The organism is Dickeya sp. CFBP 2040, assembly GCF_012273755.1.
Taxonomy (GTDB): domain Bacteria; phylum Pseudomonadota; class Gammaproteobacteria; order Enterobacterales; family Enterobacteriaceae; genus Dickeya; species Dickeya poaceiphila.
In genome coordinates this window covers 31,365-56,783 of record NZ_JAAVXH010000043.1, presented here as the reverse complement: position 1 = coordinate 56,783, position 25,419 = coordinate 31,365, and the positions used below count along the sequence as shown (strand labels likewise).

Genomic DNA, 25,419 nt, shown 5'->3' with positions numbered 1-25,419 from the left:
ATGGACCCTTTTTAATGGAACTTTCACAGGCCCTCGGCATTATCAATCTTACCGCTCCCGATGAAGTTCAGAGTCTTGCCGACCTCCTTTCCCCCGACCTTATTCAGCAGGCCTTTACCCTCACGGATACCGTGACGCTACGTAAGCGTAAGCTTCCCCTCGAATCCATGGTCTGGCTGGTTATAGGTATGGCTATTTTCAACAACAAGCCTGTGTCCCATATCGTCAATCTGATGGACATCGCTGACCGGACTGGCAGACCTTTTACCGCACCCAGCTCCGTCATTGCCCGCCGCAAAACGCTGGGTGAGGATGCCATTAGAGTGCTGTTCGAACTGACACAACAGCACTGGCATGAAGAATCCCGGCATCCGCTCTGGAACGGGCTGACGCTGAACGCCGTTGATGGCGTGGTCTGGCGAACGCCCGACACACCGGAAAATGCCGCTGCCTTCGCGAAAGCGGAAAATCAGTACGGTGAAAAAGGCTTCCCGCAGATCCGCATGGTGTGTCTGATGGAACTGAGCAGTCACCTGCTGCGCGCCAGCGTGATGGGCCGGTATGACGTTAATGAGATGCGGCTGGCGGCAGGACTGGCAAAGCAGGCACCGGATAATAGCGTGACGTTGTTCGACAGGGGCTTCTGGTCAACAGGCCTGCTGCATGACTGGCACAGGGCAGGTGAGAACCGCCACTGGTTGTTGCCGCTGAAAAAGGGCACGCAGTATGAGGTGATACGCAGACTGGGCAGGCAGGATGAACTGATAACGCTGAAGACCTCGCCACAGGCAAGAAAACAGTGGGAAGGTCTGCCGGATGAGCTCACTGTCCGGTTAATCAGCAGGAAGGTTAACGGTGTGGAACGTCAGGTTGTCACATCGATGACGGACGCGATGCGTTACCCGGCGGCAGACATAGCAGAACTCTACAAACACCGGTGGGAAATCGAACTGGGGTATCGTGAGGCGAAGCAGTTGCTGTGCGGCAACCGCTGGACGCTGAGAAGTAAATTACCGGAGATGGTGAGACAGGAGCTGTGGGGGATACTGCTGACATACAACCTGGTGCGGTATCAGATGGTGAAAATGGCGTTCAGCCTGAAAGGAGATTATCTGCCGTATCAGCTGAGCTTCAGCGGTTCGGTGGCAGAAATCATGCGGCTGTTAATCGGGCTGCCATGGTCCTCACCGGGAGCAGTGCCGGGACACCTGAAGCACTTCTACAGCAATGCCGCGATGCTGAAACTGCCGCCGAGACGGGAGCGGGAGTATGAAAGAGAAGTGAGGCAAAAAAAGCCCAAATACCCTTTTAAAAACAATGCCAGTCACCTTAAGTGACTGGCATTAGGCGAACGCCACCCGTTTCTTTTTAATCGGTCAGCATAATAACCAGTTGACCGGGTTTCACTTCAATCCCCTTGGCCAGTTTTTTCGCCAGAGCTTCTTTGCTGCTGTGCTCCGGATTTAGCACGTAGGCGGGTTTCTGATCGAAGTAGCTTTTCAACGACTGATTAAGGTAGGGTGCCAGCGTTTGCAGCACCGTTTGTAGTTTCTCCGGCTGAACGCTGTAATTCACCAGTTCCATGTCTTTCAGGTAGATGGCACCCTCGTCTTTGCTGAATATCGGCTGCGCTTTGAGCGTCAACTTCATGTCTGCCTGCTGTTTACCTAGCAGTGAGCTGATATCGACTTTGGCGTTACCACTCAGCGTCACTTTGCCGGGTTCTGCGCGACCAATCTGGCTGCTCAGTTCGGTCAGTGTAATCTGCGCATCCACCACGCCGGGAACGCCTAACTGCTTCTGGTAGTCATTATGCTGTTGCAAATACTGATTGATTTGTTGCTCACTCAGGCTGTATTGCGCCAGTTGATTGCAACCGCTCACCAGTAATGTGCCCAGTAGCGCCAGAACGGCCAGTCCCGATTTTCTCATTATTATAACCTCTTGTTTTATGTGATTACCTCGCCGGGCGAGGAATGCCGGCAGGGTGCGCTATTCCGCTGATATCGCCAATCAGAATAGACCTAAACGCCGCCGTCGGGCGGCGGCAACAAGCGGTTATTGCGCCTGTTCGATCAGCAGATCAACGTTGGCGTTCTGAGACAGGGTGTTGCAGTAGGCCGCGATAGCCGACGGGACATTGACATCAGCCACGATAGTCAGTGAGCGCAGCAGGGCGAACAGGTTAATGTCATCGAGTGACAACGCACCGTTGCACGCCTGCGGCGAGACAATCAGCGGCGCCAGCGCTTGCAAGTCACTTTCTAACTGACTTATCAACTCTGCCGTCTGGCTGAAGTGAGTGTCGAAGCTACCGATTTGCCCTTCTTTTTTGTGGATAAAGTAATTACGACCCGCTTCGGTGGCGAACTCTTTGAAGTCGGCACGAGAGAAACGGGGAATCAGCAGTCGCGGTGCATATTCATATACGCGACGAATCCAGGTCTCGATAGCTGGGTTGGTTGCGCCGGTCAGTACCGGTTTTCCGTCCAGTTCGTCAACGTATTTCACGATATCCAGACTTTCCGGCATGTAGCTGCCATCCTCTTTTTGCAGAATCGGCACCATTTTCTGACCGACCATCGAGATGGGCGTGGTTTCGTCATCGTTGGACAACACATGCAGCTCCACCGGCAACTGTTTCAGGCCGAAAATCATGCGTGCTTTTACGCAGAAAGGACAATGTTCATAGACAAACAGTTTCATACTGGAACTCCTTAGGTTGAACTGCGCCTGATCAGGCGCTGCCGTGATGATGATGTCGAGCGGGATTATCCACCGTCAGCACGGGTTCGTCCATGAACAATCTGTGCCGTAACATCTGGAAAGTGAAGGTAAAAGGGGGGACATGATGCCCCCAGACGATATGCAGGCTAATCGTATTTGATCAATGCTCGCGCAGCATGGCCGGTTCGATACGCTTCATGTGGAATTGCCAGTATAGGGCGGCCATGGTCAACATGCCGATGATACCCAGCATACACCAGGGTAAGGCGGGTTGACCGAGCGCTTTTCCGGTATCAAACAACCAGCCGCCCCCGCTGTAACCGAATGCACCGCCCAGTGCCAGCCCCATTCGGCTAAACCCCATATAGCTGCCGCGGGCGCGTGCATCCGACAGTGACGCACCTAACGTTTCCCGTGCCGGTTCGGCGATGATGGAACCGATATAAAACAAGCCGATCAAACCCAGCAACCACGGCAGGCTGGTGACCATGCCCATCGGAATCAGGCTCAGGGTCATAATGAACAGCCCGAATAAGAGCCGTTGTTCCAGACGAAAGCGTTTTTCGCTCCAGCGGGCGATAGGGTAAAGCAACGTTAACGATAGCGCTGCTTCAATGGCGTACATCCACTTGACGGCAGATGGCGTGCCCGCCAGCTCGTTAACCATGATAGGCATCATCAACAGTACCTGTACGCCCAGCATGAAATAACCGGTCAGCGTCAGTACATAGACGACAAAACGTCTGTCACGCATTACCCGCATCATGCCTTCGAGAATGGGGGTGCGAATGGTAGAAATGCGATAGGCGGGCAGCAGCAGAGCGTTCAGTACGGCGGCCAGTACGAAAACGGCCGCACCTGCCCAGCACACCACCGAAAAATTATATTGCATCAGCCAACTGCCGATCAGTGCGCCGAGCACCGCACCGGCGTTGTCCTGCATCATTAATAGTGAGAAAAAACGACTGCGCTCGTGCGGACGCGTGAGTTTGATGACCATGGCTGTGCGCGGCGGTTCGAACAGCGTACCGCCCAACGCCGACAGCACGCAGGAGAGCATCAGCATCAGTGGCGTAGTAGCCAGCGCCATAAATACGAAACCGGAGGCGCGCAGCAACATACCGGTAACGATCATCGGTTTGGCGCCAAACTGGTCGGCAATGGCGCCACCGAAAATGCCGAGTCCCTGCTGGGTGAGTTGACGCAGACCGAGCGCGAACCCGACCGTGAGCGCCGCCCAGCCCATTTGATCGATAAAACGGATAGAAATCAGCGGGAATACCACAAAGAAACCCAGGATTACCAGCATGTTATCCAGTAGCAGAAAATATTTGCCCAGGCTACGAGCCTGCGTCATTAATGACATGTTTCACCACGAGGAAAGAGGAAATTAAAGAAAGCGATATAGCTTGTCTATTCTCTCGTCGATTGGATTATTACGATAGAGGATCCTGCTAATAAATTTTTTTATCGTTCAACTGTTATCTGACGAACAATTTACGAAAAAAAGTCAGTGTAGCGTGTCGATTGTGCAATAACTCAGCGGTCATGATTTTACGCTATGGAATTTATGTGGTTATAGTAAGTGCTATTGGTTATTTACCCTGTTATGGCGCTCGCCGTGTTGGTGTTGAGCGCATTAATAAAATTTATTCATCGATAATTCGTCACCTGAGGGGGAAGGCATGTTTGGCTATCGCTCAACGACACCCAGGGTCCGTCTGACCACGGATCGACTGGTGGTCCGGCTGGCGCACGAACGCGATGCCTGGCGTCTGGCTGAGTATTACGCGGAAAACCGTGATTTTTTGAAACCCTGGGAACCGGTGCGCGATGCCAGCCACTGTTATCCTTCTGGTTGGCAGGCGCGGCTGAGCGTGATCTGCGATATGCACAAACAGGGTAGCGCCTACTATTTTTTGCTGCTGGACCCGGATGAAACCGAGGTACGCGGCGTAGCCAATTTCAGCAATGTGCTGCGCGGCTCCTTTCATGCCTGTTACCTTGGTTATTCACTGGGTGAAAAATGGCAGGGGCAAGGGATGATGTACGAGGCGTTGCAGTCGGCGCTGCGTTACATGCAACGTCAGCAGCATATGCATCGCATTATGGCTAACTATATGCCGCACAATCAGCGCAGCGGTGACCTGCTGGCCAGGCTTGGGTTCGAAAAAGAAGGTTACGCCAAAAATTACTTGCTGATTGACGGCAAATGGCAGGATCACGTGCTGACCGCCCTGACTAATAATGAATGGACGCCGATGCGTTGAGCGCGGCTGAATGAGGACGTGCCATGAAATACCAATTGACGCCACGTGAGGCGCGGATAATCGGATGCTTGCTGGAAAAGCAGGTTACCACGCCGGAGCAATACCCGATGTCGTTGAATGGGCTGACCGCGGCCTGTAATCAGAAAACCAACCGCGAGCCGGTCATGGAATTGACCGAAAGCGAGGTACAACAAACGCTGGACCTGCTGGTCAGGCGGCATTTTCTACGTACTGTTAGCGGCTTTGGCAACCGGGTGATGAAATATGAACACCGCTTCTGCAATTCCGAATTTGGCGACCTGAAGTTTTCTCCAGCTGAAGTGGCGCTGGTGACCATCTTGTTGCTGCGTGGCGCACAGACGCCGGGCGAGCTTCGCACCAGAGCAGCTCGCTTGTACGAATTTGCCGATATGGAAGAGGTTGAGAACGTGTTGCAGTGCTTGCAACAGCGTGAAGATGGGCCGTTTGTGGTGCGGTTGGCACGGGAGCCAGGCAAGCGCGAGAGCCGTTTTATGCATTTGTTTAGCGGCGAGGTGGCGGATATTGTGCCGCCGGCGCTGAGCGATGAATCGGTTGATGGTGAACTGGCCGCACGGGTTTCCGTACTGGAAAGTGACGTGGCCGAATTGCGAGCGCAACTTGCCGCATTACAGGCGCGTCTTGCTTGACGGCTGTCCGCATAGCATCGTTCAGGAGCAACAGCATGAAACTCGTGCGCATTGGTGTGGTGGGTCTGGGGGATATTGCCCGTAAGGCCTATTTGCCGATTTTATCACAGGCGGAATATTGGCAACTGGCAGGTGCCTGGTCGCCGGGGCAAGAGCGTGCCCGGCAACTGTGTCAGCAGTATCGTATGACTTGTTTTTCCTCTCTGGAGACGTTGAGCAGCCAGTGTGATGCTGTGTTTGTGCACAGCAGTACCGCCAGCCATTATGAAGTGGTCAAAACGCTGTTGTTGGCCGGTAAACACGTCTATGTGGATAAGCCGCTGGCGGAAACGTTGACGCAGGCGGAAGAACTGGTGGCGCTGGCGGCTCGTCATGATTTACTGCTGATGGTGGGCTTCAACCGTCGCTTTGCGCCGCTTTATCAGCGACTCCGGCAAGTGCAGCCCTCTGCGGATAGCCTGCGCATGGAAAAGCATCGTGTCGATAACATCGGGCCTCAGCCGCTGGCGTTTACCTTGCTGGATGACTATCTGCATGTGGTGGACACCGCGTTGTGGCTGGCGCAAACGCCGGATTTGCCAACTGCGCTATGTGGTGGACGGATACGTTGTAATCTTCAAGGGCAACTGGTTTATGCCGAACACCAGTTCCGGACTTCGCATGGGGTGATTACAACCAGTATGCATCGCCAGGCAGGTAGTCAGCGTGAAAGTGTACAACTGGTTAATGATGGCGGTTGGTATCAGGTGGACAATTTGCGGGAATGGCGTGAGGAGCGCAACGGCATGGTGCTGTTGCATCCGATGCCATCCTGGCAGAGCACGCTGGAACAGCGTGGTTTTGTGGGGGCTGTTCGGCATTTCATTGATGCGGTAGTCTCGCACTCGCCGCCGTTGACTTCCGGTGATCAGGCACTGTACGCGCAACGTCTGATTGAGATGTTATTAAGAGAATGCTGAAAAAAACAGCGACCATCAGATGCATCAGATATCCATAGTGGCTATTGGCGGTGCAATCGACTAGGCTGTGTGCCGCGATAGCCAGAATGGCGGCTGAGCCTATTTTCCCCGCCATGCCTCTCTCTATTCCATAGTCAGAATAACTGAATGAATTTACTGAAATCACTGGCTGCGGTCAGTTCCATGACCTTGCTTTCTCGTGTGCTGGGTTTTGCGCGCGATGCTATCGTCGCTCGTGTATTTGGCGCAGGCATGGCGACTGATGCGTTTTTTGTGGCGTTCAAATTACCGAATCTGTTGCGGCGTATTTTTGCCGAAGGCGCATTTTCTCAGGCGTTTGTGCCGATTCTCGCAGAGTATAAAAGTCAACAAGGCGAGGAGGCGACACGGACCTTTCTGGCGTATGTCGCCGGGATGCTGACGTTGATACTGGCGCTGGTGACGGCTGCCGGCATGGTCGCGGCTCCGTGGGTGATCATGGTGACTGCGCCAGGGTTTGCCTCGACGCCAGAGCGCTTTGAACTGACATCGGCGCTGTTGCGAGTGACCTTTCCTTATATTTTGCTGATTTCGCTGACGTCGATGGTAGGATCGGTTCTCAACACTTGGAACCGTTTTTCGGTACCCGCGTTTGCCCCTACGTTATTGAACATCAGCATGATTGGTTTTGCGTTGCTGGGTGTTCGTTGGTTTGACCCGCCGGTGATGGCGCTGGGGTGGGCTGTAGTGGCTGGCGGGATACTGCAACTGGGCTACCAACTGCCGCATCTGAAAAAAATCGGCATGTTGGTGCTGCCGCGCATCAAATTTCGTGACTCCAGTGTTAGCCGGGTGATGAAGCTGATGGCACCTGCGATTCTTGGCGTGTCGGTTAGCCAGATTTCCTTGATCATCAACACCATCTTTGCATCGTTTCTCAGCCAGGGTGCCGTGTCCTGGATGTATTATGCTGATCGGTTGATGGAGTTTCCGTCCGGCGTGTTGGGCGTGGCGTTGGGGACCATTCTGCTGCCGTCGCTGTCGAAAAGTGTTGCCAGCGGTAATCAGCAGGAGTATTCCCGGTTGCTGGACTGGGGGTTGCGACTCTGCTTTTTGCTGGCGTTGCCGGCGACAGTCGCGCTGGGGCTGCTGGCTAAGCCATTGACCGTGGTGTTGTTTCAATACGGTAAATTTAGTGCGTTTGATGCCATGATGACTCAGCGTGCGTTAGTGGCTTACTCCATCGGGCTGATGGGGCTAATCCTGGTAAAAGTGCTGGTGCCGGGGTTTTACGCACGGCAGGATATTAAAACGCCAGTAAAAATTGGTGTGGCAACCCTGGTGATGACCCAACTGATGAACCTGATATTTATCGGCCCGCTGCAACATGCCGGATTGTCGCTATCGATTGGCCTGGCATCTTGCATTAACGCTGGCCTATTGTTCTGGCAGTTGCGGTGCCAGCGCATCTTTCAACCTCAACCGGGTTGGACGGCGTTTCTGGTTAAACTGGTAATGGCGGTAGTGATCATGTCGTTGGTATTGATCGCGTTATGCATGTGGATGCCTGCCTGGGAGCAGGGCAGCATGACGCTGCGTTTGCTGCGCTTGTCGGTGGTGGTGATCGCTGGTGCCGGCAGTTATTTCGCCATGCTGGCTTTGCTGGGTTTCCGACCGAAGGATTTCTCTCGCCGTAGCATCTGATCCTTGTTGCTTACCTTTTATTTTTTCTTCCTTCTGTCCTGCAGTCGGCCTACCAGCTGTCTGCGGGGGCTGATTTTTTTTGCAGTTACTGAATTTCGTTTTTATGCTCATATTTTTTCAAAAAACGATATAATCCCTAATTGATATTAATTTGTTTAATATTTCTGATCAGTCGTACACCAGAGAGTGAGAATCAATCGCTCAATGTAGACCAAAACTCGAACCTCTTTAAATGAATAAAAAAATGTATATTACTGTATCATGGACCAATTTAATTGATGGGATATCAATTTTAAAGATACGAAGTTATCAGAAAATACGTTACGGGTTCTTTTAAAGAAAATGCAATAACCTTTTGTAAATAAAGAGAAATAAAATGACAATCCTCCAAAAGTTAACAATAGTTATAATGATTTTTGTACTGGCGCTCGTCGGAGTAGGCGGGTTTGGCATTAAAGCACTAGGAGATTCGAAAGATCGGGTTGAGTCATTTACTGGCAATACGTTACCCAGCCTCACGTTGTTGTCTAACGCAAACATTAATATACGTGAAGTAAGAGTCTCGCTTGTTACTCTGGCGGGAGTTGATGATCAGACGCAACGCGCTACGCAGTTAAAATCCATTCAGGACAGGTTGAATACTGTGGATAAGTTTATGGCTGATTATAAGCAGAAATATGTCTCTGATGATCGTGACGCGCAGATGACCAATAATATCATTCAGCTATTGGCGTCTTACCGTCAGTCCATCGATAGCATCCATAACAGTGGTGCTGCTCAGAAGAATGCGGATGCGGAAAACACGAAAAAGCAGACTGAGCAGGCATTGATTAAAGCCTTGCAGGAGCAGCGTGAATACAATCTGGTACTGGCCAGCAATCAGGAAAAAGCCAATACCGACAGCTATAACACGGCGTTGTATACGTTTATCAGTCTTATCATTGCATCCGTTGCTGTTGCCGGTACGCTGGCAATGGTGATCCTACGCTATGTCCGTCGCAGCCTGAATCACTTGCAGCATACTCTGTTGAGTATCAGTGATAATCTGGACCTGACCTTGCGTGCGGATGATAGCCGTAATGATGAAGTGGGTAAAACTGCTCAGGCACTGAATAGCCTGACTGAGCGTTTCGCCACCGTATTGGCGGATGTGCGTATGGCCAGCGAGAGTGTGTCTACCGCATCCAGTGAAATCGCTGCGGCGAATATTGATCTCTCGGCGCGTACCGAAGAGCAGGCGTCGTCTCTGGCGCAAACCGCCGCCAGTATGCATGAAATTTCCTCCACCGTAGAAAGTAACGTCGATAATGCCCGACAGGCTAATAGCCTGGGACAGCAGGCGGCAGATGCGGTAAGCCATGGGGATGAGTCCGTTGAGCGCATGATGCAGGCGATGAAGGCGATTGCCTCTGGTTCAGAAAAAGTCGCGGAGATCACCAACCTGATCGAGGGCATTGCTTTTCAGACCAATATTCTGGCGCTTAACGCCGCCGTGGAAGCGGCGCGCGCTGGCGAGCATGGTCGCGGTTTTGCCGTGGTGGCAGGCGAAGTGCGCACGCTGTCGCAGCGTTCTTCTTCCGCAGCCAGAGAAATTAAAACTCTGATAGACAATGCGATTGCCGCAGTGAGAAACGGTTCGCAACAGGCTGATGATGTGCGTGATGCTATCAGCAACGTCAAGACGTTGATAACCAATGCGTCATCGCTGGTGGGTGAAATGTCTCTGGCGTCGGAAGAGCAGAACCGCGGTATTAGCCAGATCAATATAGCGATCAACCAGATGGAGTCTGTCACTCAGCAGAACGCGGCTATGGTGGAGCAGGCCTCATCGGCTGCAGAGTCACTCAATGATCAGGCTGCAAAACTGCGTCAACTGGTAGAGATTTTCCGTCTGAAGGCGGGAGGTTACCAACATCTTGATGATGCACCGAGACATACCCTGTCTTTAGGGGTGAAGTAATAAGTAATCGCCAGCGGCTGCTACATATCAATGGGGTAGCCGCTGTCTCGCTGACCTGAGTCAGAACCAGAATTTCGCTGAGGGGGGGAGCCCTCATCGATAAGAAACCACGTAAATAAGACATCACGCGGGTAAGTAATGGTTCGGGGATGAGACTAGCAGGAAGAATAGCGGACCGACATCTGTTTTCAGATTATCGGCCCGAATGCGGTTTACATTTTTTCGACCGTTTGGATGCCCAGCGTCTCCAGGCCGGTTTTCAGCGTTCTGGCAGTCAGTAGTGCCAGTTTGAGGCGGCTTTGACGCGTGCTGTCATTATCGGCGTTGAGAATGGGGCAGTTTTCGTAAAAGCCGGAGAACAACCCAGCCAGATCGTACAGGTAAGCGCACATGACATGTGGTGTGCCGTCACGGGCGACTGTGGTAACGGTCTCTTCGAATTGCAGCAGGCGAGTAGCCAGCGCCTGTTCATGCTCGGCACTCAGGGTTATCGGTTGGATCAGGCTGCTTTCTTCCACGCCAGCACGCTTAAAAATCGACGAGACGCGAGTGTAAGCGTATTGCATGTAGGGTGCTGTGTTGCCTTCGAACGCCAGCATGTTATCCCAATCGAATATATAGTCAGTGGTACGGTTTTTCGACAGGTCGGCATATTTGACTGCACCCACTGAGACGACTTGCGCCAGTTGTTCCAACTCTGCGCGCTCCATCTCCGGATTTTTGCCTGCAATCAGCGCCAGTGCGCGTTCGTACGCTTCATCCAGCAGTTCGGATAACTTGATCGTGCCACCGGCGCGGGTTTTAAACGGTTTACCATCTTTACCCAACATCATACCGAACATGTGGTGTTCCAGACTGACGGATTCTGGAACATAACCGGCTTTACGCACGATGCTCCAGGCTTGCATCAGATGTTGATGCTGACGGGAGTCGATATAGTACAGAACTCGGTTGGCCCCCAGTTTTTCATAGCGGTATTTAGCGCAGGCGATATCGGTTGTAGTGTAAAGATAGCCGCCATCCTTTTTCTGGATGATGACGCCCATCGCTTCGCCTTCTTTGTTTTTATACTCATCCAGATAGACCACAATAGCGCCTTCGCTTTCTACCGCCAGCCCTTTGGCCTTTAGGTCTGCTACGATTTCCGGCAGCATGGCGTTGTAGAGGCTTTCACCCATTACGTCATTTGCGCTCAGCGATACATTCAGGCGGTCATAGCTGTGCTGGTTCTGCACCATGGTGATATCCACCAGCTTACGCCACATGGAGCGACAATATTCATCGCCGCTTTGTAGTTTCACTACATAACCACGGGCGCGTTCAGCGAAGACGGCATCATCGTCGTAATGCTTTTTCGCTTCGCGGTAGAAAGCTTCCAGATCGGCCAGTTCCAGATCGTGAGTATTAGCATTTTGCACATCTTCCAGATGGGCAATCAGCATACCGAATTGGGTACCCCAGTCACCGACATGGTTGGCGCGAATAACCTTATGACCGAGAAATTCCAGCGTACGTACCGCAGCATCGCCAATGATGGTCGATCGCAGGTTACCGACATGCATCTCCTTGGCGACGTTAGGGGCGGAATAATCAATAACGATAGTTTGCGGCTCAACGGGGGAAACACCCAGTTTGGGTGCAGCCAGTGCTTGTTCCAACTGGGATGACAGCCATTGGGGATCGAGGAATATATTGATGAAACCGGGGCCGGCAATTTCTGTCTTGGCTGCAATGTCATTCAATTCCAGCGTTTGTACCACTTTTTCGGCCAACTGGCGTGGCGGCACGCCCAGTTTCTTGGCAACTGCCATGATGCCATTTGCCTGATAATCACCAAATTGCGCTTTTGCTGACTGGCGAACCATTGCTTCGCTGTCAGCGGGCGCGCCCGCCGTAATCATTGCCTGATGGATTTTTTCTGAAAGAAGAGCCTGAATATTCACCGGTTTGCCCTAAATGACGAATCAAGCCTTCCTTTATACCATATTTGGGGGGCACAGTCAGCAGAACACCGTAACAAGCGCCCCATAACGGGGCGACAAGAAAAATAAAATAATGCGGCGGATAATGCGGCAAGATAGCTGCTGCGATTATCGATAATAAATACAATATTAAAGATACGGCTTAGCGATAAGCCTGAATACCAGAGGGAAAATATTAATGAAAAAAACTTAGCGTCGTCTGTTCCGGCGATCCGTACTTAAGCGTGTGCTCTGTATCGTTTTGACATGACGGAACATTGAATAGCCAGCAATAACAACAAGCATAGAGAACGTTATTAGCAACATGGTAAATGCCCTTTAGCCATTTGGTGGAGGTTGGGAAGATTTGAAGTTATCTGCTTTTGGTTTATTTCTCAATGTTACAGAGAAGATTTAAGAATACTCTCACCTGGTTTTTGAATTTATTTAAAATCAATGAATTGTAATTCTCATTATATTTTTTTCATTTTGTTAATATCGTTTATCAGTATTATTTTTTTTGGATTGAATTGGTGTGCGCCTATCATTCAGGAGTTGGCATAAAAAATAAGAGAATTTGGTCAAATCTGGCATCATATGATGATGAATATGTAAAAAAATGGAGGTTGTTTTTGTCTGTGTTAAATTAGGTCGTATAAACTATTTGTTCCGGTTAATGAGGAAATAATGACTACTCCGTTATCAGCAACGCTTCCCCCTTCGCTAATAGATGATCTTTCCCGGTTTGTAACTGAGCTTCAGCAACTCGCATTGCAGCTTGAGTTAAACCTTGCCGTTTTTGATGCAGACCATATATCCCTGCGTTGTCACCAAAACAGCACGGCGGAACAATGGCGCACAGCATTGTTGGCTTGCGGCTCGTTGTTGTCGGAAAACCTGATCAATGGCCGGATAATTTGTCTGTTTACCTTGCATCAACCGTTAACTGTCGGTCCATGGCAGATTGACTGTGTGGAGTTGCCATGGCCTGGCAACCGGCATTATCCACATGAAGGGTGGGAGCACGTGGAACTGCTGCTGCCCGGCGACCCGACGACATTGCACTCCCGCGCGTTATCCTGCTTGTCGGATACGGCTCTGACTACTCCCGGCATTAAACTGAAATTCAGCCATCCTCAGGGTGAGCATGAGCGCCTGCCCAATCCGACGCTGGCGGTAACTAATGGTCGCGTCACGCTAAAATTTCATCCCCATCGTATTCAGGACATTATTGCCAGCGAGCAATCAACCTGAACACGCATAGGGTAATGCCTCGTTATGTAAATTGTGTGACATGTCATATTCCACGTGCAAATCCTGCGGCCAGTGTGACAGGCTTCTCTTCGCTGCGGGTGGCAGGATGCCAGTATTAGGCCGTTATCACACTGTTATCCCGACATGATTGGATAATTATTGGGAAAATGGGTTGCTTTGCCGGTTTCGGTCTTTTTCGAAGGAGGGGGTATGCCGATGTTGGAAGTCTGTTGCTACAGCCTGGATTGCGCATTGACGGCACAGCAAGCGGGTGCGGATCGGATTGAGCTTTGTGCTTCGCAACGTGAAGGCGGCCTGACGCCTGGATACGGTGTATTGCGACAGGCGCGGGAAACGCTGACCATTCCGGTGCACCCGATGGTGCGACCGCGTGGAGGTGATTTTTGTTACAGCAGTCAGGAATTTATTTCGATGTTGTATGACATCGATCAGATCAAATCGATGGGGTTTCCTGGGCTGGTAGTCGGCGTTTTGAATGAGGAAGGGCATATCGACATCACGCGAATGCGGCAGATTATGGCCCGATGCGAGGGGGTAGCAGTAACGTTTCATCGTGCGTTTGATATGTGCCTGAACCCGCGTCTGGCGTTGAATCAATTGGCAGATTTGGGCGTCGCCCGTGTTCTGACTTCTGGTCAGCAGCAAAGTGCCGAAAATGGGTTAACATTGTTGCGGGAACTTAATGAAACCAGTTGTGGTCCAATTATCATGGCTGGAGCGGGTGTGCGATTGACTAATTTGCACAAGTTTCGCGCTTGTGGCATTCAGGAGTTGCATACATCGGCAGGTCAGTGGCGGCCTTCACCGATGCGTTATCGCAAATTAGGCGTGACGCTCTGTTCCGAAATTGAAATGGATGAGTTTCAGCACTACTGCGTTGATGGTGATGTCGTGGCGGCCATGAAAAGCGCCTTAAGCCCTGAGGCGGCTTCCTCTACGACTTCAGCTTTCTAGATCCTGGACCGTGCTGCCAGGCATAATCTTAGCTATCCTTCAATGCCCTTTGCCGCGCAGCATTCCCTATTATCGGTCTGCTTGCGAGTACCAGGCCCCGACGGCTTTGTCGGGGCTTTTTTTATGGAGTGGTCCTGCAATCGTCAACGTATAAGCAACAGCGCAAAAAATTGATGGATTGAACGTGATTAGCCCTGAAAAATTCACTGAACTGTTATGCGCTTATCTTTTATCGTCCTAAGCTGGTGATATGCTTCTTGTCATCCCAACCGTTAAAAAGGAATCCTCTGTTATGCGTGGAATCGTTGTGCATCATGAGCACCGCATTGGTTTCATCGTTATTCGCGATCCTGAAGAAAGGTTCATCGTTGCCAAGTTGTTGGATATTTATGAGGTGGAAAGGGGGGACGCGATAACCGGTGATTTTCATACCGTCGGCAAGACAACGCTTTTTAATGAAACCAGCAATCAGGACATTCAGGTCGAGATTCAAAGTACCGACATGACTGAAGATGCGGCCATTGAACTGATCGTCAACAATCGTCACTAAATCGCGTGTATTACGGGGCGGCGTCTGTCGGTCGAGTGTGACCAACACATAGCGCCGCCCTGATGCTGTCTGCAGGGCTTTGGGGGTTAGGGTTTTCGTGCGACCAGTACCGCCCGCAAAGGAGCTGGGTAGCCTTCAATGGTTTTGCTGCGATCATTCGGGTCAAGGAAATCCGCCAGCGAACCGGTAGTCATCCAGTCGGTACGGCGTTGCTCTTCCAGTGTCGTAGTGCATTGATCGACAATACGAATATCAACAAAACCACATTTTTCCAACCAGCGTGCCAGGGCGGCGGCTGACGGCAAGAAATAGACGTTGCGCATCTGGGCATAACGTTCGCCCGGTAACAGCACGTTGTGCTCATCACCTTCAACTACCAGCGTTTCCAGCACCAGTTCCCCGCCAGCAACCAACTGATTGCGGAGTTGCCACAGATGGTCGAGTGGAGAACGTCGGTGATACAGTACGCCCATCGAAAACACGGTATCAAATGCGGCTAGTGCCGGCAGTTGTTCAATGCCAAGCGGTAACAGGTGAGCTCGCTGGTCATCGCTCAGCAACTTGCGCACCGCCTCAAACTGGCACAGGAACAATTGCATGGGATCGATACCGACAGCCAGACGAGCACCGGCACCGATCATCCGCCACAGGTGGTAACCGCTGCCGCACCCTACATCCAGAATTAATCTGTCCTGTAGCGGGCTGATGTGCGGCAAGACCCGGTCCCATTTCCAGTCGGAACGCCATTCAGTATCAATATTGACGCCATAGAGCGAAAACGGGCCTTTACGCCAGGGCATCAGGTTGCGCAGCAGGCGTTCAATTCCTGCCTGATGTCGGGCTGACAACGGCGTATTCAGGTTGGCTGTAACGCTATGGGTGAGATCAAGTTGATCGGGTGTCAATACCGGCAAATGCGCTACGGAATTAAACCAGAGTTTGAATTCACCATGCAACGATTCCTGCTGCCATTGACTGAGCTGGGCTGGTAACGTATTGAGCCAGTGGCTAAGCGGCCCTTTAGCAATCAACTGATAGAAATTGCTGAAATCGATCATTGGTGATGCTCCGGCTTGAGAGCCAGCAGAGAACCGAAGTTAAAGCACTGGAACCACATTTCACAGTGACTAAAGCCCGCTTCGTGCAGCCGGGCTTTGTGCGTTTCGACCGAGTCTGTGAGCATAACGTTTTCCAACATGCTGCGCTTCTGGCTGATTTCCAGTTCGCTATAGCCATTGGCGCGTTTAAAGTCCAGGTGCATGTTAAACAGCAGTTCGCCTATCGAAGCATCCTCAAAGCTGAATTTTTCCGATAGCACCAGCGCGCCGCCGGGACGCAACCCTTGCCAGATTCGTTTCAGCAGCGTCAGACGATATTCTGGCGGAACAAACTGCAACGTAAAATTGAGTACCACCAACGAGGCGTTTTCAATCTCGGTGTCCATAATGTCCGCCTCACGAACCTCAACAGGCGTCTCGGCGCGAAAAGCTTCAATATGGCGGCGACAGCGGGCCACCATCGCTGACGAGTTGTCAACAGCGATGATACGACAGCCGGGTACACGGATGTTACGACGCATCGACAAGGTGGCTGCCCCCAAAGAACAGCCAAGGTCGTAGACGTGAGTGTCCGCCTGAACAAAGCGCTCCGCCAACATGCCGATCATGGAAATAATATTCGAGTAACCAGGAACGGAGCGCTGAATCATGTCCGGAAACACTTCAGCGACGCGTTCATCAAACGTCCAGTCACCCAGATTGGCGATGGGCGCGGAAAAAAGCATATCGCGGTTTGTCATAGCAGGAAAAATACATACAGGGAAGAACAGGGGCGCATTCTAACAGAAAGATGACACAAAGATGTATGAGAGAAAGGCGGTAAGGCGCAGTTATGCCTTACCGTGAGTGCCGGATGTGATTAACGCAGGGTTAATATCAATTCCCAAGGCAGGTAGTAGAGATTGAACAGGATCATCAGCAACAGTGACACATAAGTCGCTGCCATGCCGGAGCGTCGCCAGTTCAACTCGCGGTGCCGCAGGCCATAGTAATGGCACAAGCGACCGAGCAACAACATGATGCCACATAAATGTATCATCGCATTCATGGCACCATTCATCTCCATCAGCACCAGCAGCAGGCCGCCGATAGGAATGTACTCGACTGCGTTGCCATGAACGCGAATGGCGGTCTGCAACTCGTAAAAACCGCCGTCGCCATAAGCTACCTGGTACTGCATTCGCAGTTTCACCACATCAATCGACAATTTGACTAACAACAATGCGCTGAGCACTACATAAAGCGCGCTTACCATTTTTCACTCCAATTGCCTGATCCGCAGCGACAGCGACTATCATAGCTTGTCTGTCACCGGCATAACACCAAGATATTGTAGGTGAAACTGTTGGATATCCAATGCCGTTAGTAAGAAATTGTGATAATAGCGACGAGCGTTATTATGTTGTCTGATTAATCAGGAGCGGGCATTAAAACAGTGAGCTCTGCTGTGGCCAGTCGGGGCTGGGCGGCAGGTTGGAAATCACTGTGCTCAGATGCGGCCACAGCCGCTGTGCCAGTTCCGGCGCACTGGCAGTACCTGCCGTGTGAATAAATAGATAAGGCGAATGTGCTTGCCACTCTGCCAGTTTGGCGACCCAGGGCATAAACCAGCGCAGGTTATCGTCGGAATCTTCATTACCAATAAAGCGGACCAACGGTTCGCCGGCGGTACGCACGACATGCAGCGGCACTTTGGGTTTTTTCCGCTGGGCATCTCGCACCGCTTCACTGGTAGGCGCGGCGTGATGCACAGGCCGACTATCCATGATGACCCGGTTCAGTCCGCGTTGATGCAAGCCTTGGTTAAGGTGGCGCTCATCATCGCCCTTGGCGAAAAACAGTGGATGACGCACCTCTACGCCATAACAGAATCCTGTCGGCAACGTATCCAGAAATTGCCACAGAGTATCGCTCTGCTCTGGACCAAAAGCAGACGGTAACTGTAGCCACAGTTGCCCCAGGCGAGGGTGGAGCGGCTCAAGACAGCGGAAAAACTCTGCTACCTGTTGCTGGCAATGGCGTAAACCGGCCTGATGGCTGATGGCGGAAGGGAATTTGAAACAGAAACGGAAATCGTCATGCGTCATATCACGCCAGCGTAATACCGATTCTGCCGACGGAAGCGCATAAAAAGTCGTGTTTCCCTCCACACAGTTGAAGCAGCGGGCATAGTCTGCCAGATCGCGCAGGCCCAGCCGAGTCCAGCCTGGGTGCTGCCACTGCGGTAAACCAATATACATAAGCCCTTGTCCCGATAGGTTTCTCTGCGAGTAAATGTCCTGCAACAGCCGGTCTTGATAATAGCTGATGTAACAGGTTTTTAGCATAACACGCTGCAATTGTGTAACCGACAGGCAAAAGCATGGCAAAAAGCAAAAAAGAGTATGCGGGGCGGCCCGCAGACCGCTACCATCGTACTTATCGTTATGGGGAAATTCCTTTATAATGCTCCCCTTTTTTCATTGGACTGTAATCCAGAAAAACCATGCCGACCGGTTTACCGATTCTGTATCGTCGCCAACTGGCGAGCGGCACAGCGTACCGGCGGCGGTGTAAAAGGACATCGTAATGCGTACTGAATATTGCGGGCTGTTGAATTCGTCCCATGTGGGTCAGGAAGTGACGTTGTGTGGCTGGGTCAATCGCCGCCGCGATCTGGGTGGGCTGATTTTTATTGATATGCGTGACCGCGAAGGTCTGGTTCAGGTGTTCTTCGACCCGGACCGTCAGGATGCTTTCAAACTGGCTTCCGAACTGCGCAACGAATTTTGCATTCAACTGACCGGTGTGGTGCGCGCTCGCCCAGACAATCAAATCAACAAAGACATGGCGACTGGCGAAGTCGAAGTGCTGGCGACGGCGCTGACCATCATCAACCGTGCTGAACCGCTGCCGCTTGACTCTAATCAGAACAATACCGAAGAAGCGCGCCTGAAATACCGCTACCTTGACCTGCGCCGCCCTGAGATGGCTCAGCGCCTGAAAACCCGCGCCCGCATTACCAGCTTTGTACGCCGCTTTATGGACAGCCACGGGTTCCTCGATATCGAAACGCCGATGCTGACCAAAGCGACACCGGAAGGCGCTCGTGATTATCTGGTGCCGAGCCGCGTGCACAAAGGCAAATTTTACGCGTTGCCGCAGTCGCCGCAGTTGTTTAAACAGCTGCTGATGATGTCCGGGTTTGATCGCTACTATCAGATAGTCAAATGCTTCCGTGACGAAGACCTGCGTGCCGACCGTCAGCCGGAATTTACCCAGATCGATGTGGAGACATCGTTCATGACTGCGCCGCAAGTGCGTGAAGTCATGGAAAAAATGGTGCGTGAGTTGTGGCTGGAAGTAAAAGGCGTGGATCTGGGCGATTTCCCGATCATGACCTTCGCTGAAGCCATGCGGCGTTTCGGTTCCGACAAACCAGACTTGCGTAACCCGCTTGAACTGGTGGACGTAGCCGACCTGCTTAAAGATGTGGACTTCAAGGTGTTTTCCGCCCCGGCCAACGATCCGAAAGGTCGCGTTGCTGCTATTCGCGTACCGGGCGGCGCACAGCTGAGCCGTAAGCAAATAGATGAATACGCCAAATTTATTGAAATCTACGGCGCTAAAGGGTTGGCTTACATCAAAGTTAACGAGAAGGCTAAAGGACTGGACGGTATCCAGAGCCCGGTCGCCAAGTTCCTGAACGACGGTATTCTGGCCGCCTTGCTGGAGCTTACTGCTGCTGATGACGGCGATATTCTGTTCTTTGGTGCCGATAGCGCGAAAGTGGTCACTGACGCATTGGGTGCGCTGCGCCTGAAGCTGGGCCGTGATCTGAAAATCACCAATGAAAACAGCTGGCAGCCGCTGTGGGTCGTTGACTTCCCGATGTTTGAAGACGACGGCGAAGGCGGTCTGGCGGCGATGCACCATCCGTTCACTGCACCGCGCGATCTGTCTCCGACTGAGCTGGAAGCCAACCCGACAGCCGCTATCGCCAACGCTTACGACATGGTGCTGAACGGTTACGAAGTCGGCGGCGGTTCGGTGCGTATCCACAATAGTGAGATGCAGCAGACAGTGTTCCGTATTCTCGGCATTGATGAGCAGCAACAACGCGAGAAGTTCGGCTTCCTGCTGGACGCATTGAAATTTGGCACTCCGCCGCACGCCGGTCTGGCGTTTGGCCTTGATCGTCTGGTGATGTTGCTGACTGGCACCGATAATATCCGCGATGTGATTGCCTTCCCGAAAACCACCGCTGCCGCCTGCCTGATGACCGAAGCGCCGAGCTTCGCCAACCCGGCTGCGCTGGAAGAGTTATCCATTGCGGTGGTGGGTAAGGGCAAAGCCGCGCAGGATGCAGAGAATCAGTAAGATGAACTATAAGCGACCCGTTTCGGTACTGGTGGTGATTTACGCCCGGAATACCGGACGGGTGCTGATGCTTCAGCGACGCGATGATCCGGATTTCTGGCAGTCGGTTACCGGCAGTCTGGAAGCGGATGAAAGCGCGCGATGTGCCGCACTGCGTGAAGTGAAAGAAGAAGTCAACATCGACATCGCCGCTGAGGCGTTGACGCTGGTTGACTGTCAACGCAGTGTGGAGTTTGAGCTTTTTGCTCATTTGAGACGTCGCTATGCCCCAGGCGTGACGCATAATCTGGAGCACTGGTTCTGTCTGGCGTTGCCTGATGAACGCCCGGTGGAAATCAGTGAACATCTGGCTTACCAATGGCTGGATGCGCCCGATGCGGCGCGGTTGACCAAATCCTGGAGCAACCGGCAGGCGATTGAAGAATTTGTTATTTGTCCAGCCAGGCCCTGATAGGTTTCATATTGCCGCAACGCGGCGACTCGGAATTTTAATGGGATAACAGGCTTTTTTCGGAGATTTTTATGGCAGGTCATAGTAAGTGGGCCAACACTAAGCATCGCAAAGCAGCACAGGACGCTAAACGCGGCAAGATTTTTACCAAAATCATCCGCGAACTGGTTACCGCAGCCCGTTTGGGCGGCGGCGATCCCGGCTCCAACCCCCGCCTGCGTGCTGCCATCGATAAGGCGCTGTCCAACAACATGACGCGCGATACCCTGAACCGGGCGATTGCGCGTGGTGTGGGCGGCGATGAAGACACCAACATGGAAACCATCATTTATGAAGGCTACGGCCCCGGCGGTACCGCTGTAATGGTGGAGTGTTTGAGTGACAACCGTAACCGTACTGTGTCCGAAGTCCGTCACGCTTTCACCAAATGCGGCGGTAACCTGGGAACTGACGGTTCCGTGTCCTATCTGTTCGCCAAAAAAGGTGTGATTTCTTATGCACCGGGTCTGGATGAAGATACGGTGATGGATGCAGCGCTGGAAGCTGGCGCTGATGACGTGGTGTCCTATGATGATGGTGCCATCGACGTGTTCACGCCGTGGGAAATCTTCGGTCAGGTAAAAGACGCGCTGGATGCCGCCGGTCTGGTGTCTGAGTCTGCCGAAGTGTCGATGATTCCGTCCACTAAAGCAGACATGGACGCTGAAACTGCACCGAAGCTGATGCGTTTGATCGATATGTTGGAAGACTGCGATGACGTGCAGGAGGTTTATCACAATGGTGAGATCTCCGACGAGGTAGCGGCACTGCTGTAATGGCAGACCTTCCTTTTCAACTGGTAACCGGGGGGCATCGGTGAGCATTATTCTTGGCATCGACCCCGGTTCCCGCGTTACCGGCTACGGTATTGTCCGTCAGCAGGGGCGGCAGATCAGCTATCTGGGCAGTGGATGCATTCGCACTACGGTGGACGATCTGCCAACGCGTCTTAAGCTGATTTATGCTGGCGTCAGTGAAATCATCACCCAATTCCAGCCCGATTATTTCGCTATCGAGCAGGTGTTTATGGCTCGCAATGCTGACTCTGCACTGAAGCTGGGGCAGGCCCGCGGCGCGGCGATTGTTGCAGCGGTAAACCAGTCACTGCCGGTGTTTGAATATGCGGCGCGTCAGGTAAAACAAACGGTGGTGGGTACCGGTGCGGCAGAAAAAAGCCAGGTGCAACACATGGTGAAAACACTGCTCAAACTGCCTGCCAGCCCACAGGCTGATGCTGCCGACGCACTGGCGATTGCGATTACACATTGTCATTTCAGTCAGAATCTCTCACGCATTAGTCATGACAAACTGACGCTGGCGCGTGGGCGCATTCGCTGACGAGCATCGTGTTTTAGATCTCGTGGTGCTGTGATAAGCGTCGTATTTTAATCCTGGCTGCGGTCTGACCGAATCACGATGTTCGCCAGATAGCAGCCTGATTTATCTTCTCTTTCTTCCTGTCCCCGATGTATTGCGTTTGCCGTTATGCCTCTGAGCGTAAATTTTTTCTGTTGCCATAAACACTCCCTGTTTTGATCTGTGATAACACGATGGCGTATGAACAATTTATAAAATCTCATACCCACAATTTTCCCGACGGTGATGACCCGCCGGATTGATACAGAGATATTTGTATGCTGTCTTCGATTCTCAAGAATAATCCGCGTGCAGTGGCAATACTGAGTTGTTTGGTGGTGGTTAATATGCTGGTGTGGCTGTTGGCGTGGAGCATGTTTCACAATAATACGGCCCTGATGGCCACCAGCCTGTTGGCGTGGTGTTACGGCTTGCGTCATGCAGTGGATGCAGACCATATCGCCGCTATCGATAACGTCACCCGAAAAATGATGCAGGAAGGAAAGATGCCGTTAGGCGTTGGCGCCTGGTTTTCGTTGGGTCATTCTTCTATTGTGATTCTGGCATCGCTGGGGTTGGCGGCGACAGCCGCCGCGTTACAGGAAGACATGGTCTGGTTTCATGAGGTTGGCGGTGTTATCGGTACATCCGTTTCTGCGGGATTTTTACTGTTGATGGCTCTGGTGAATCTGGTGATTTTGCGCGGTGTCTGGAAACGTTTTCAGCAGTTTAAGCAGGGTGGCTGGAGTGCGGCTAGTCAGGTTGACAGTGTGCCGACGACCGGTGTAATGGGGTGGTTATTTCGCTCTACATTTCGGCTGGTGAACAAAAGCTGGCATATGTATCTGGTCGGCCTGCTGTTTGGGCTGGGGTTTGATACTGCCACTGAGATCGGCGTATTAGGTATTTCGGCTGCGGGTGCTTCACAGGGGATGTCTATCTGGTCGATCATGATTTTCCCGGCGTTGTTTACCTGTGGCATGGCGTTGGTGGACACACTGGATAATGTGCTGATGGTGGGCGCATACGGTTGGGCATTCAGCAAACCGCAGCGCAAGCTCTACTATAACCTGACGATTACGGCGACATCGGTAGTGGTGGCAATGTTTATCGGTGGGATGGAAGCGCTCGGATTACTGGCCGATAAACTGGATCTGCATACCGGATTATGGCGCGTCGTTGATGCATTCAATGAGCAACTTGGCGATGCGGGGTTCTATGTTGTGGCACTGTTTATCACCTGTTGGGTGGTCTCGTTATGTAATTATCGCTGGCGAAATTACGATGCGATGAATAGCCCGGTCGCGTAATCGCGTCACTCCACAAGATTCTCCGGCATTTTATGGTGTTCATACCGCTGCCGGAGATCATCCTCCGTTCTGCTCTATATCTGGATATGCATCCAGCTTTTCTGTATCCGCCTCTTTTTTTGTGTTATAAGCTATACGCCACGTTTACGTCAGCCAGATTAAGGAAAACACCACGTGATAGGTCGTCTCAGAGGCATCGTATTGGAAAAACAACCGCCACTGGTACTGATTGAAGCCAGCGGCGTCGGATATGAAGTGCATATGCCGATGACCTGCTTTTACGAGTTGCCGGACCTTGGCCAGGAAGCGGTGATTTTTACTCATTTTGTGGTGCGTGAAGACGCACAGCTACTGTTTGGCTTTAATAATAAACAAGAGCGTTCTCTGTTTCGTGAACTGATCAAAGTGAATGGCGTGGGGCCGAAACTGGCACTGGCGATTTTGTCCGGCATGTCGGCCCAGCAGTTCGTCAGCGCGGTGGAGCGTCAGGAAATTAACGCGCTGGTAAAATTGCCGGGGGTGGGCAAGAAAACCGCAGAACGGCTGGTCGTTGAAATGAAAGACCGCTTTAAAGGCCTGAATGGCGATTTGTTCAACGCTGCCAGTGATATTACCTTACCCGCCACGGCTGGCAATGTGGAGCCGGAAGCGGAACCACAGGCTGAGGCTGAAGCGGCGCTGGTTGCTCTTGGCTATAAACCGCAGGAGGCCAGCCGGATGGTGAATAAAGTGTCTCGACCGGGCGCTGACTGCGAAACCCTGATCAGGGATGCGCTGCGCGCTGCGCTGTGAGGTATGTATGATTGAAGCTGATCGTCTGATTTCTCCCGGCGCAGTGTCCGATGAAGAAATACTGGATCGTGCCATTCGGCCTAAGCTGTTGTCGGAGTATGTTGGGCAGCCGGTGGTACGCGAACAGATGGAGATTTTTATCGAGGCGGCCCGCAAGCGTGGCGATGCGCTTGATCATCTATTGATTTTCGGCCCTCCGGGGTTGGGTAAGACTACGCTGGCCAATATCGTCGCTAACGAAATGGGGGTGAATCTGCGTACAACCTCCGGGCCGGTGCTGGAAAAAGCAGGAGATTTGGCGGCGCTGCTTACCAACCTTGAACCGCACGATGTGCTGTTCATCGACGAAATTCATCGATTGTCGCCAGTAGTGGAGGAAGTGCTCTATCCGGCGATGGAAGATTATCAGTTGGATATCATGATCGGCGAAGGGCCGGCAGCGCGCTCCATCAAGCTGGATTTGCCGCCTTTCACGCTGGTTGGTGCCACAACCCGCGCCGGTTCGTTGACTTCACCGCTACGTGACCGTTTTGGCATCGTGCAGCGGCTCGAATTCTATCAGGTTGCTGATCTGCAATATATCGTGCAACGCAGTGCCCAATGCCTGGGACTGGATATGACGGCTGACGGTGCACTGGAAGTAGCACGTCGGTCGCGCGGTACGCCGCGTATCGCCAACCGGTTGTTGCGCCGGGTGCGGGATTTCTCTGAAGTGAAATCAGATGGTGCGATCTCTGCAGACGTGGCTGTTCAGGCGTTGGATATGCTGGCGGTTGATTCCGAAGGGTTCGATTATATGGACCGCAAGCTGCTGCTGGCGGTTATCGATAAATTTATGGGTGGCCCGGTTGGGTTGGATAATCTGGCGGCGGCGATTGGTGAAGAACGTGAAACCATTGAAGATGTGCTGGAACCCTATCTGATTCAGCAGGGTTTCCTGCAACGCACACCACGTGGTCGCATTGCGACGCAGCACGCCTATCGCCATTTCGGCCTGACCCGCGAACGCGAAGAGTAGGAAAACAGAGAATAGCGGTAGACTGCCTG

Annotated in this window: 24 protein-coding genes; 16 read left to right on the top strand and 8 right to left on the bottom strand. The window is 52.2% G+C overall.

Features of this window, described 5'->3' with window-relative positions:
- The first annotated feature begins 14 nt into the window (after positions 1-14).
- Positions 15-1,337 carry an IS4 family transposase gene (locus tag Dpoa2040_RS06540; RefSeq protein WP_168640725.1) on the top strand — a complete coding sequence of 441 codons (1,323 nt, stop codon included), beginning with the start codon at positions 15-17 and terminating at the stop codon, positions 1,335-1,337.
- A 31-nt stretch (positions 1,338-1,368) separates the two neighbouring features.
- Here Dpoa2040_RS06540 and Dpoa2040_RS06535 read toward each other — a convergent pair whose 3' ends face one another.
- From Dpoa2040_RS06535 to mdtH, 3 genes are all read right to left on the bottom strand, one after another.
- Positions 1,369-1,932 carry a lipoprotein gene (locus Dpoa2040_RS06535; RefSeq protein WP_042870326.1) on the bottom strand — a complete coding sequence of 188 codons (564 nt, stop codon included), beginning with the start codon at positions 1,930-1,932 and terminating at the stop codon, positions 1,369-1,371.
- Positions 1,933-2,058: 126 nt separating this feature from the next.
- Entirely contained in the window at positions 2,059-2,706 is a 648-nt protein-coding gene (grxB, locus tag Dpoa2040_RS06530; protein ID WP_042870328.1) for a glutaredoxin 2, read from the bottom strand.
- Between the two features lie 181 nt (positions 2,707-2,887).
- Positions 2,888-4,093, bottom strand: coding sequence for a multidrug efflux MFS transporter MdtH (gene mdtH, locus Dpoa2040_RS06525; RefSeq protein ID WP_168640723.1), 1,206 nt, complete (start codon positions 4,091-4,093; stop codon positions 2,888-2,890).
- Positions 4,094-4,412: 319 nt separating this feature from the next.
- Here mdtH and rimJ point away from each other — a divergent pair, with 319 nt between their 5' ends.
- The 5 genes from rimJ (at position 4,413) to Dpoa2040_RS06500 (ending at position 10,267) form a co-directional block, all read left to right on the top strand.
- Positions 4,413-4,997, top strand: coding sequence for a ribosomal protein S5-alanine N-acetyltransferase (rimJ, locus tag Dpoa2040_RS06520; RefSeq protein WP_042870332.1), 585 nt, complete (start codon positions 4,413-4,415; stop codon positions 4,995-4,997).
- A 23-nt stretch (positions 4,998-5,020) separates the two neighbouring features.
- Positions 5,021-5,665 (top strand): YceH family protein, encoded by a 645-nt coding sequence (locus Dpoa2040_RS06515; RefSeq protein ID WP_168640721.1) that lies wholly within the window; start codon positions 5,021-5,023, stop codon positions 5,663-5,665.
- A 35-nt stretch (positions 5,666-5,700) separates the two neighbouring features.
- Complete coding sequence (locus tag Dpoa2040_RS06510; protein ID WP_168640719.1) at positions 5,701-6,624, top strand: Gfo/Idh/MocA family protein; 924 nt, start codon at positions 5,701-5,703, stop codon at positions 6,622-6,624.
- Positions 6,625-6,771: 147 nt separating this feature from the next.
- Complete coding sequence (gene murJ / locus Dpoa2040_RS06505; RefSeq protein WP_168640717.1) at positions 6,772-8,307, top strand: murein biosynthesis integral membrane protein MurJ; 1,536 nt, start codon at positions 6,772-6,774, stop codon at positions 8,305-8,307.
- Positions 8,308-8,683: 376 nt separating this feature from the next.
- Positions 8,684-10,267 (top strand): methyl-accepting chemotaxis protein, encoded by a 1,584-nt coding sequence (locus tag Dpoa2040_RS06500; protein WP_168640716.1) that lies wholly within the window; start codon positions 8,684-8,686, stop codon positions 10,265-10,267.
- A gap of 212 nt (positions 10,268-10,479) precedes the next feature.
- On the opposite strand, the gene argS is transcribed toward Dpoa2040_RS06500, so the two are convergent.
- Entirely contained in the window at positions 10,480-12,210 is a 1,731-nt protein-coding gene (gene argS, locus Dpoa2040_RS06495; protein WP_168640714.1) for an arginine--tRNA ligase, read from the bottom strand.
- Positions 12,211-12,915: 705 nt separating this feature from the next.
- Here argS and Dpoa2040_RS06490 point away from each other — a divergent pair.
- The 3 genes from Dpoa2040_RS06490 to Dpoa2040_RS06480 all read left to right on the top strand — a co-directional run bounded on the left by Dpoa2040_RS06490 (position 12,916) and on the right by Dpoa2040_RS06480 (position 15,007).
- Complete coding sequence (locus tag Dpoa2040_RS06490; protein WP_168640713.1) at positions 12,916-13,482, top strand: VOC family protein; 567 nt, start codon at positions 12,916-12,918, stop codon at positions 13,480-13,482.
- A gap of 210 nt (positions 13,483-13,692) precedes the next feature.
- Positions 13,693-14,457 (top strand): copper homeostasis protein CutC, encoded by a 765-nt coding sequence (cutC, locus tag Dpoa2040_RS06485; protein WP_042870348.1) that lies wholly within the window; start codon positions 13,693-13,695, stop codon positions 14,455-14,457.
- Positions 14,458-14,707: 250 nt separating this feature from the next.
- Positions 14,708-15,007: a hypothetical protein gene (locus Dpoa2040_RS06480; protein ID WP_042870350.1), complete on the top strand. Its 300-nt coding sequence runs from the start codon at positions 14,708-14,710 to the stop codon at positions 15,005-15,007.
- An 86-nt stretch (positions 15,008-15,093) separates the two neighbouring features.
- Here the strand turns inward: Dpoa2040_RS06480 and cmoB are convergent, their stop codons facing one another.
- From cmoB to Dpoa2040_RS06460, 4 genes are all read right to left on the bottom strand, one after another.
- On the bottom strand, positions 15,094-16,065 hold the full coding sequence (gene cmoB, locus Dpoa2040_RS06475) for a tRNA 5-methoxyuridine(34)/uridine 5-oxyacetic acid(34) synthase CmoB (RefSeq protein WP_168640711.1): 972 nt from the start codon (positions 16,063-16,065) through the stop codon (positions 15,094-15,096).
- The gene (cmoA, locus tag Dpoa2040_RS06470; RefSeq protein WP_168640710.1) at positions 16,062-16,805 is read right to left on the bottom strand and encodes a carboxy-S-adenosyl-L-methionine synthase CmoA; all 744 of its coding nucleotides are present in this window, start codon (positions 16,803-16,805) and stop codon (positions 16,062-16,064) included. The genes cmoB and cmoA overlap by 4 nt, the downstream gene beginning before the upstream one ends.
- A gap of 119 nt (positions 16,806-16,924) precedes the next feature.
- Positions 16,925-17,320, bottom strand: a complete 396-nt coding sequence (locus Dpoa2040_RS06465) for an MAPEG family protein (RefSeq protein WP_168640708.1) — start codon at positions 17,318-17,320, stop codon at positions 16,925-16,927.
- A gap of 172 nt (positions 17,321-17,492) precedes the next feature.
- The gene (locus Dpoa2040_RS06460; protein ID WP_168640707.1) at positions 17,493-18,305 is read right to left on the bottom strand and encodes a DUF72 domain-containing protein; all 813 of its coding nucleotides are present in this window, start codon (positions 18,303-18,305) and stop codon (positions 17,493-17,495) included.
- A 328-nt stretch (positions 18,306-18,633) separates the two neighbouring features.
- Between Dpoa2040_RS06460 and aspS the strand changes: the two genes are divergently transcribed.
- The 7 genes from aspS to ruvB all read left to right on the top strand — a co-directional run bounded on the left by aspS (position 18,634) and on the right by ruvB (position 25,390).
- A complete protein-coding gene (aspS, locus tag Dpoa2040_RS06455; protein ID WP_168640705.1) occupies positions 18,634-20,424 on the top strand; it encodes an aspartate--tRNA ligase in 1,791 nt (596 codons plus the stop codon).
- 1 nt (position 20,425) lies between these two features.
- A complete protein-coding gene (gene nudB, locus Dpoa2040_RS06450) occupies positions 20,426-20,875 on the top strand; it encodes a dihydroneopterin triphosphate diphosphatase (RefSeq protein ID WP_042870359.1) in 450 nt (149 codons plus the stop codon).
- Positions 20,876-20,946: 71 nt separating this feature from the next.
- Complete coding sequence (locus Dpoa2040_RS06445; RefSeq protein ID WP_042870361.1) at positions 20,947-21,690, top strand: YebC/PmpR family DNA-binding transcriptional regulator; 744 nt, start codon at positions 20,947-20,949, stop codon at positions 21,688-21,690.
- Positions 21,691-21,730: 40 nt separating this feature from the next.
- Positions 21,731-22,252 (top strand): crossover junction endodeoxyribonuclease RuvC, encoded by a 522-nt coding sequence (ruvC, locus tag Dpoa2040_RS06440; protein WP_168640703.1) that lies wholly within the window; start codon positions 21,731-21,733, stop codon positions 22,250-22,252.
- A gap of 296 nt (positions 22,253-22,548) precedes the next feature.
- Entirely contained in the window at positions 22,549-23,580 is a 1,032-nt protein-coding gene (locus Dpoa2040_RS06435) for a HoxN/HupN/NixA family nickel/cobalt transporter (RefSeq protein ID WP_168640702.1), read from the top strand.
- A gap of 174 nt (positions 23,581-23,754) precedes the next feature.
- Positions 23,755-24,372, top strand: a complete 618-nt coding sequence (gene ruvA, locus Dpoa2040_RS06430; protein WP_168640700.1) for a Holliday junction branch migration protein RuvA — start codon at positions 23,755-23,757, stop codon at positions 24,370-24,372.
- A gap of 7 nt (positions 24,373-24,379) precedes the next feature.
- Entirely contained in the window at positions 24,380-25,390 is a 1,011-nt protein-coding gene (gene ruvB / locus Dpoa2040_RS06425; protein ID WP_042873896.1) for a Holliday junction branch migration DNA helicase RuvB, read from the top strand.
- Positions 25,391-25,419: the final 29 nt, after the last annotated feature.

What these genes read in the sequence shown, in the direction of transcription:
- Dpoa2040_RS06480 (WP_042870350.1), top strand. Translation starts at nt 14,708, where the DNA reads ATGCTTCTTGTCATCCCAACCGTTAAAAAGGAATCCTCTGTTATGCGT.
- ruvB (WP_042873896.1), top strand. Translation starts at nt 24,380, where the DNA reads ATGATTGAAGCTGATCGTCTGATTTCTCCCGGCGCAGTGTCCGATGAA.
- cutC (WP_042870348.1), top strand. Translation starts at nt 13,693, where the DNA reads ATGCCGATGTTGGAAGTCTGTTGCTACAGCCTGGATTGCGCATTGACG.
- Dpoa2040_RS06515 (WP_168640721.1), top strand. Translation starts at nt 5,021, where the DNA reads ATGAAATACCAATTGACGCCACGTGAGGCGCGGATAATCGGATGCTTG.
- Dpoa2040_RS06465 (WP_168640708.1), bottom strand. Translation starts at nt 17,320, where the DNA reads ATGGTAAGCGCGCTTTATGTAGTGCTCAGCGCATTGTTGTTAGTCAAA.
- aspS (WP_168640705.1), top strand. Translation starts at nt 18,634, where the DNA reads ATGCGTACTGAATATTGCGGGCTGTTGAATTCGTCCCATGTGGGTCAG.
- nudB (WP_042870359.1), top strand. Translation starts at nt 20,426, where the DNA reads ATGAACTATAAGCGACCCGTTTCGGTACTGGTGGTGATTTACGCCCGG.
- grxB (WP_042870328.1), bottom strand. Translation starts at nt 2,706, where the DNA reads ATGAAACTGTTTGTCTATGAACATTGTCCTTTCTGCGTAAAAGCACGC.
- Dpoa2040_RS06510 (WP_168640719.1), top strand. Translation starts at nt 5,701, where the DNA reads ATGAAACTCGTGCGCATTGGTGTGGTGGGTCTGGGGGATATTGCCCGT.
- cmoA (WP_168640710.1), bottom strand. Translation starts at nt 16,805, where the DNA reads ATGACAAACCGCGATATGCTTTTTTCCGCGCCCATCGCCAATCTGGGT.
- Dpoa2040_RS06445 (WP_042870361.1), top strand. Translation starts at nt 20,947, where the DNA reads ATGGCAGGTCATAGTAAGTGGGCCAACACTAAGCATCGCAAAGCAGCA.
- Dpoa2040_RS06490 (WP_168640713.1), top strand. Translation starts at nt 12,916, where the DNA reads ATGACTACTCCGTTATCAGCAACGCTTCCCCCTTCGCTAATAGATGAT.
- Dpoa2040_RS06460 (WP_168640707.1), bottom strand. Translation starts at nt 18,305, where the DNA reads ATGTATATTGGTTTACCGCAGTGGCAGCACCCAGGCTGGACTCGGCTG.
- rimJ (WP_042870332.1), top strand. Translation starts at nt 4,413, where the DNA reads ATGTTTGGCTATCGCTCAACGACACCCAGGGTCCGTCTGACCACGGAT.
- Dpoa2040_RS06500 (WP_168640716.1), top strand. Translation starts at nt 8,684, where the DNA reads ATGACAATCCTCCAAAAGTTAACAATAGTTATAATGATTTTTGTACTG.
- Dpoa2040_RS06435 (WP_168640702.1), top strand. Translation starts at nt 22,549, where the DNA reads ATGCTGTCTTCGATTCTCAAGAATAATCCGCGTGCAGTGGCAATACTG.
- mdtH (WP_168640723.1), bottom strand. Translation starts at nt 4,093, where the DNA reads ATGTCATTAATGACGCAGGCTCGTAGCCTGGGCAAATATTTTCTGCTA.
- Dpoa2040_RS06540 (WP_168640725.1), top strand. Translation starts at nt 15, where the DNA reads ATGGAACTTTCACAGGCCCTCGGCATTATCAATCTTACCGCTCCCGAT.
- Dpoa2040_RS06535 (WP_042870326.1), bottom strand. Translation starts at nt 1,932, where the DNA reads ATGAGAAAATCGGGACTGGCCGTTCTGGCGCTACTGGGCACATTACTG.
- cmoB (WP_168640711.1), bottom strand. Translation starts at nt 16,065, where the DNA reads ATGATCGATTTCAGCAATTTCTATCAGTTGATTGCTAAAGGGCCGCTT.
- murJ (WP_168640717.1), top strand. Translation starts at nt 6,772, where the DNA reads ATGAATTTACTGAAATCACTGGCTGCGGTCAGTTCCATGACCTTGCTT.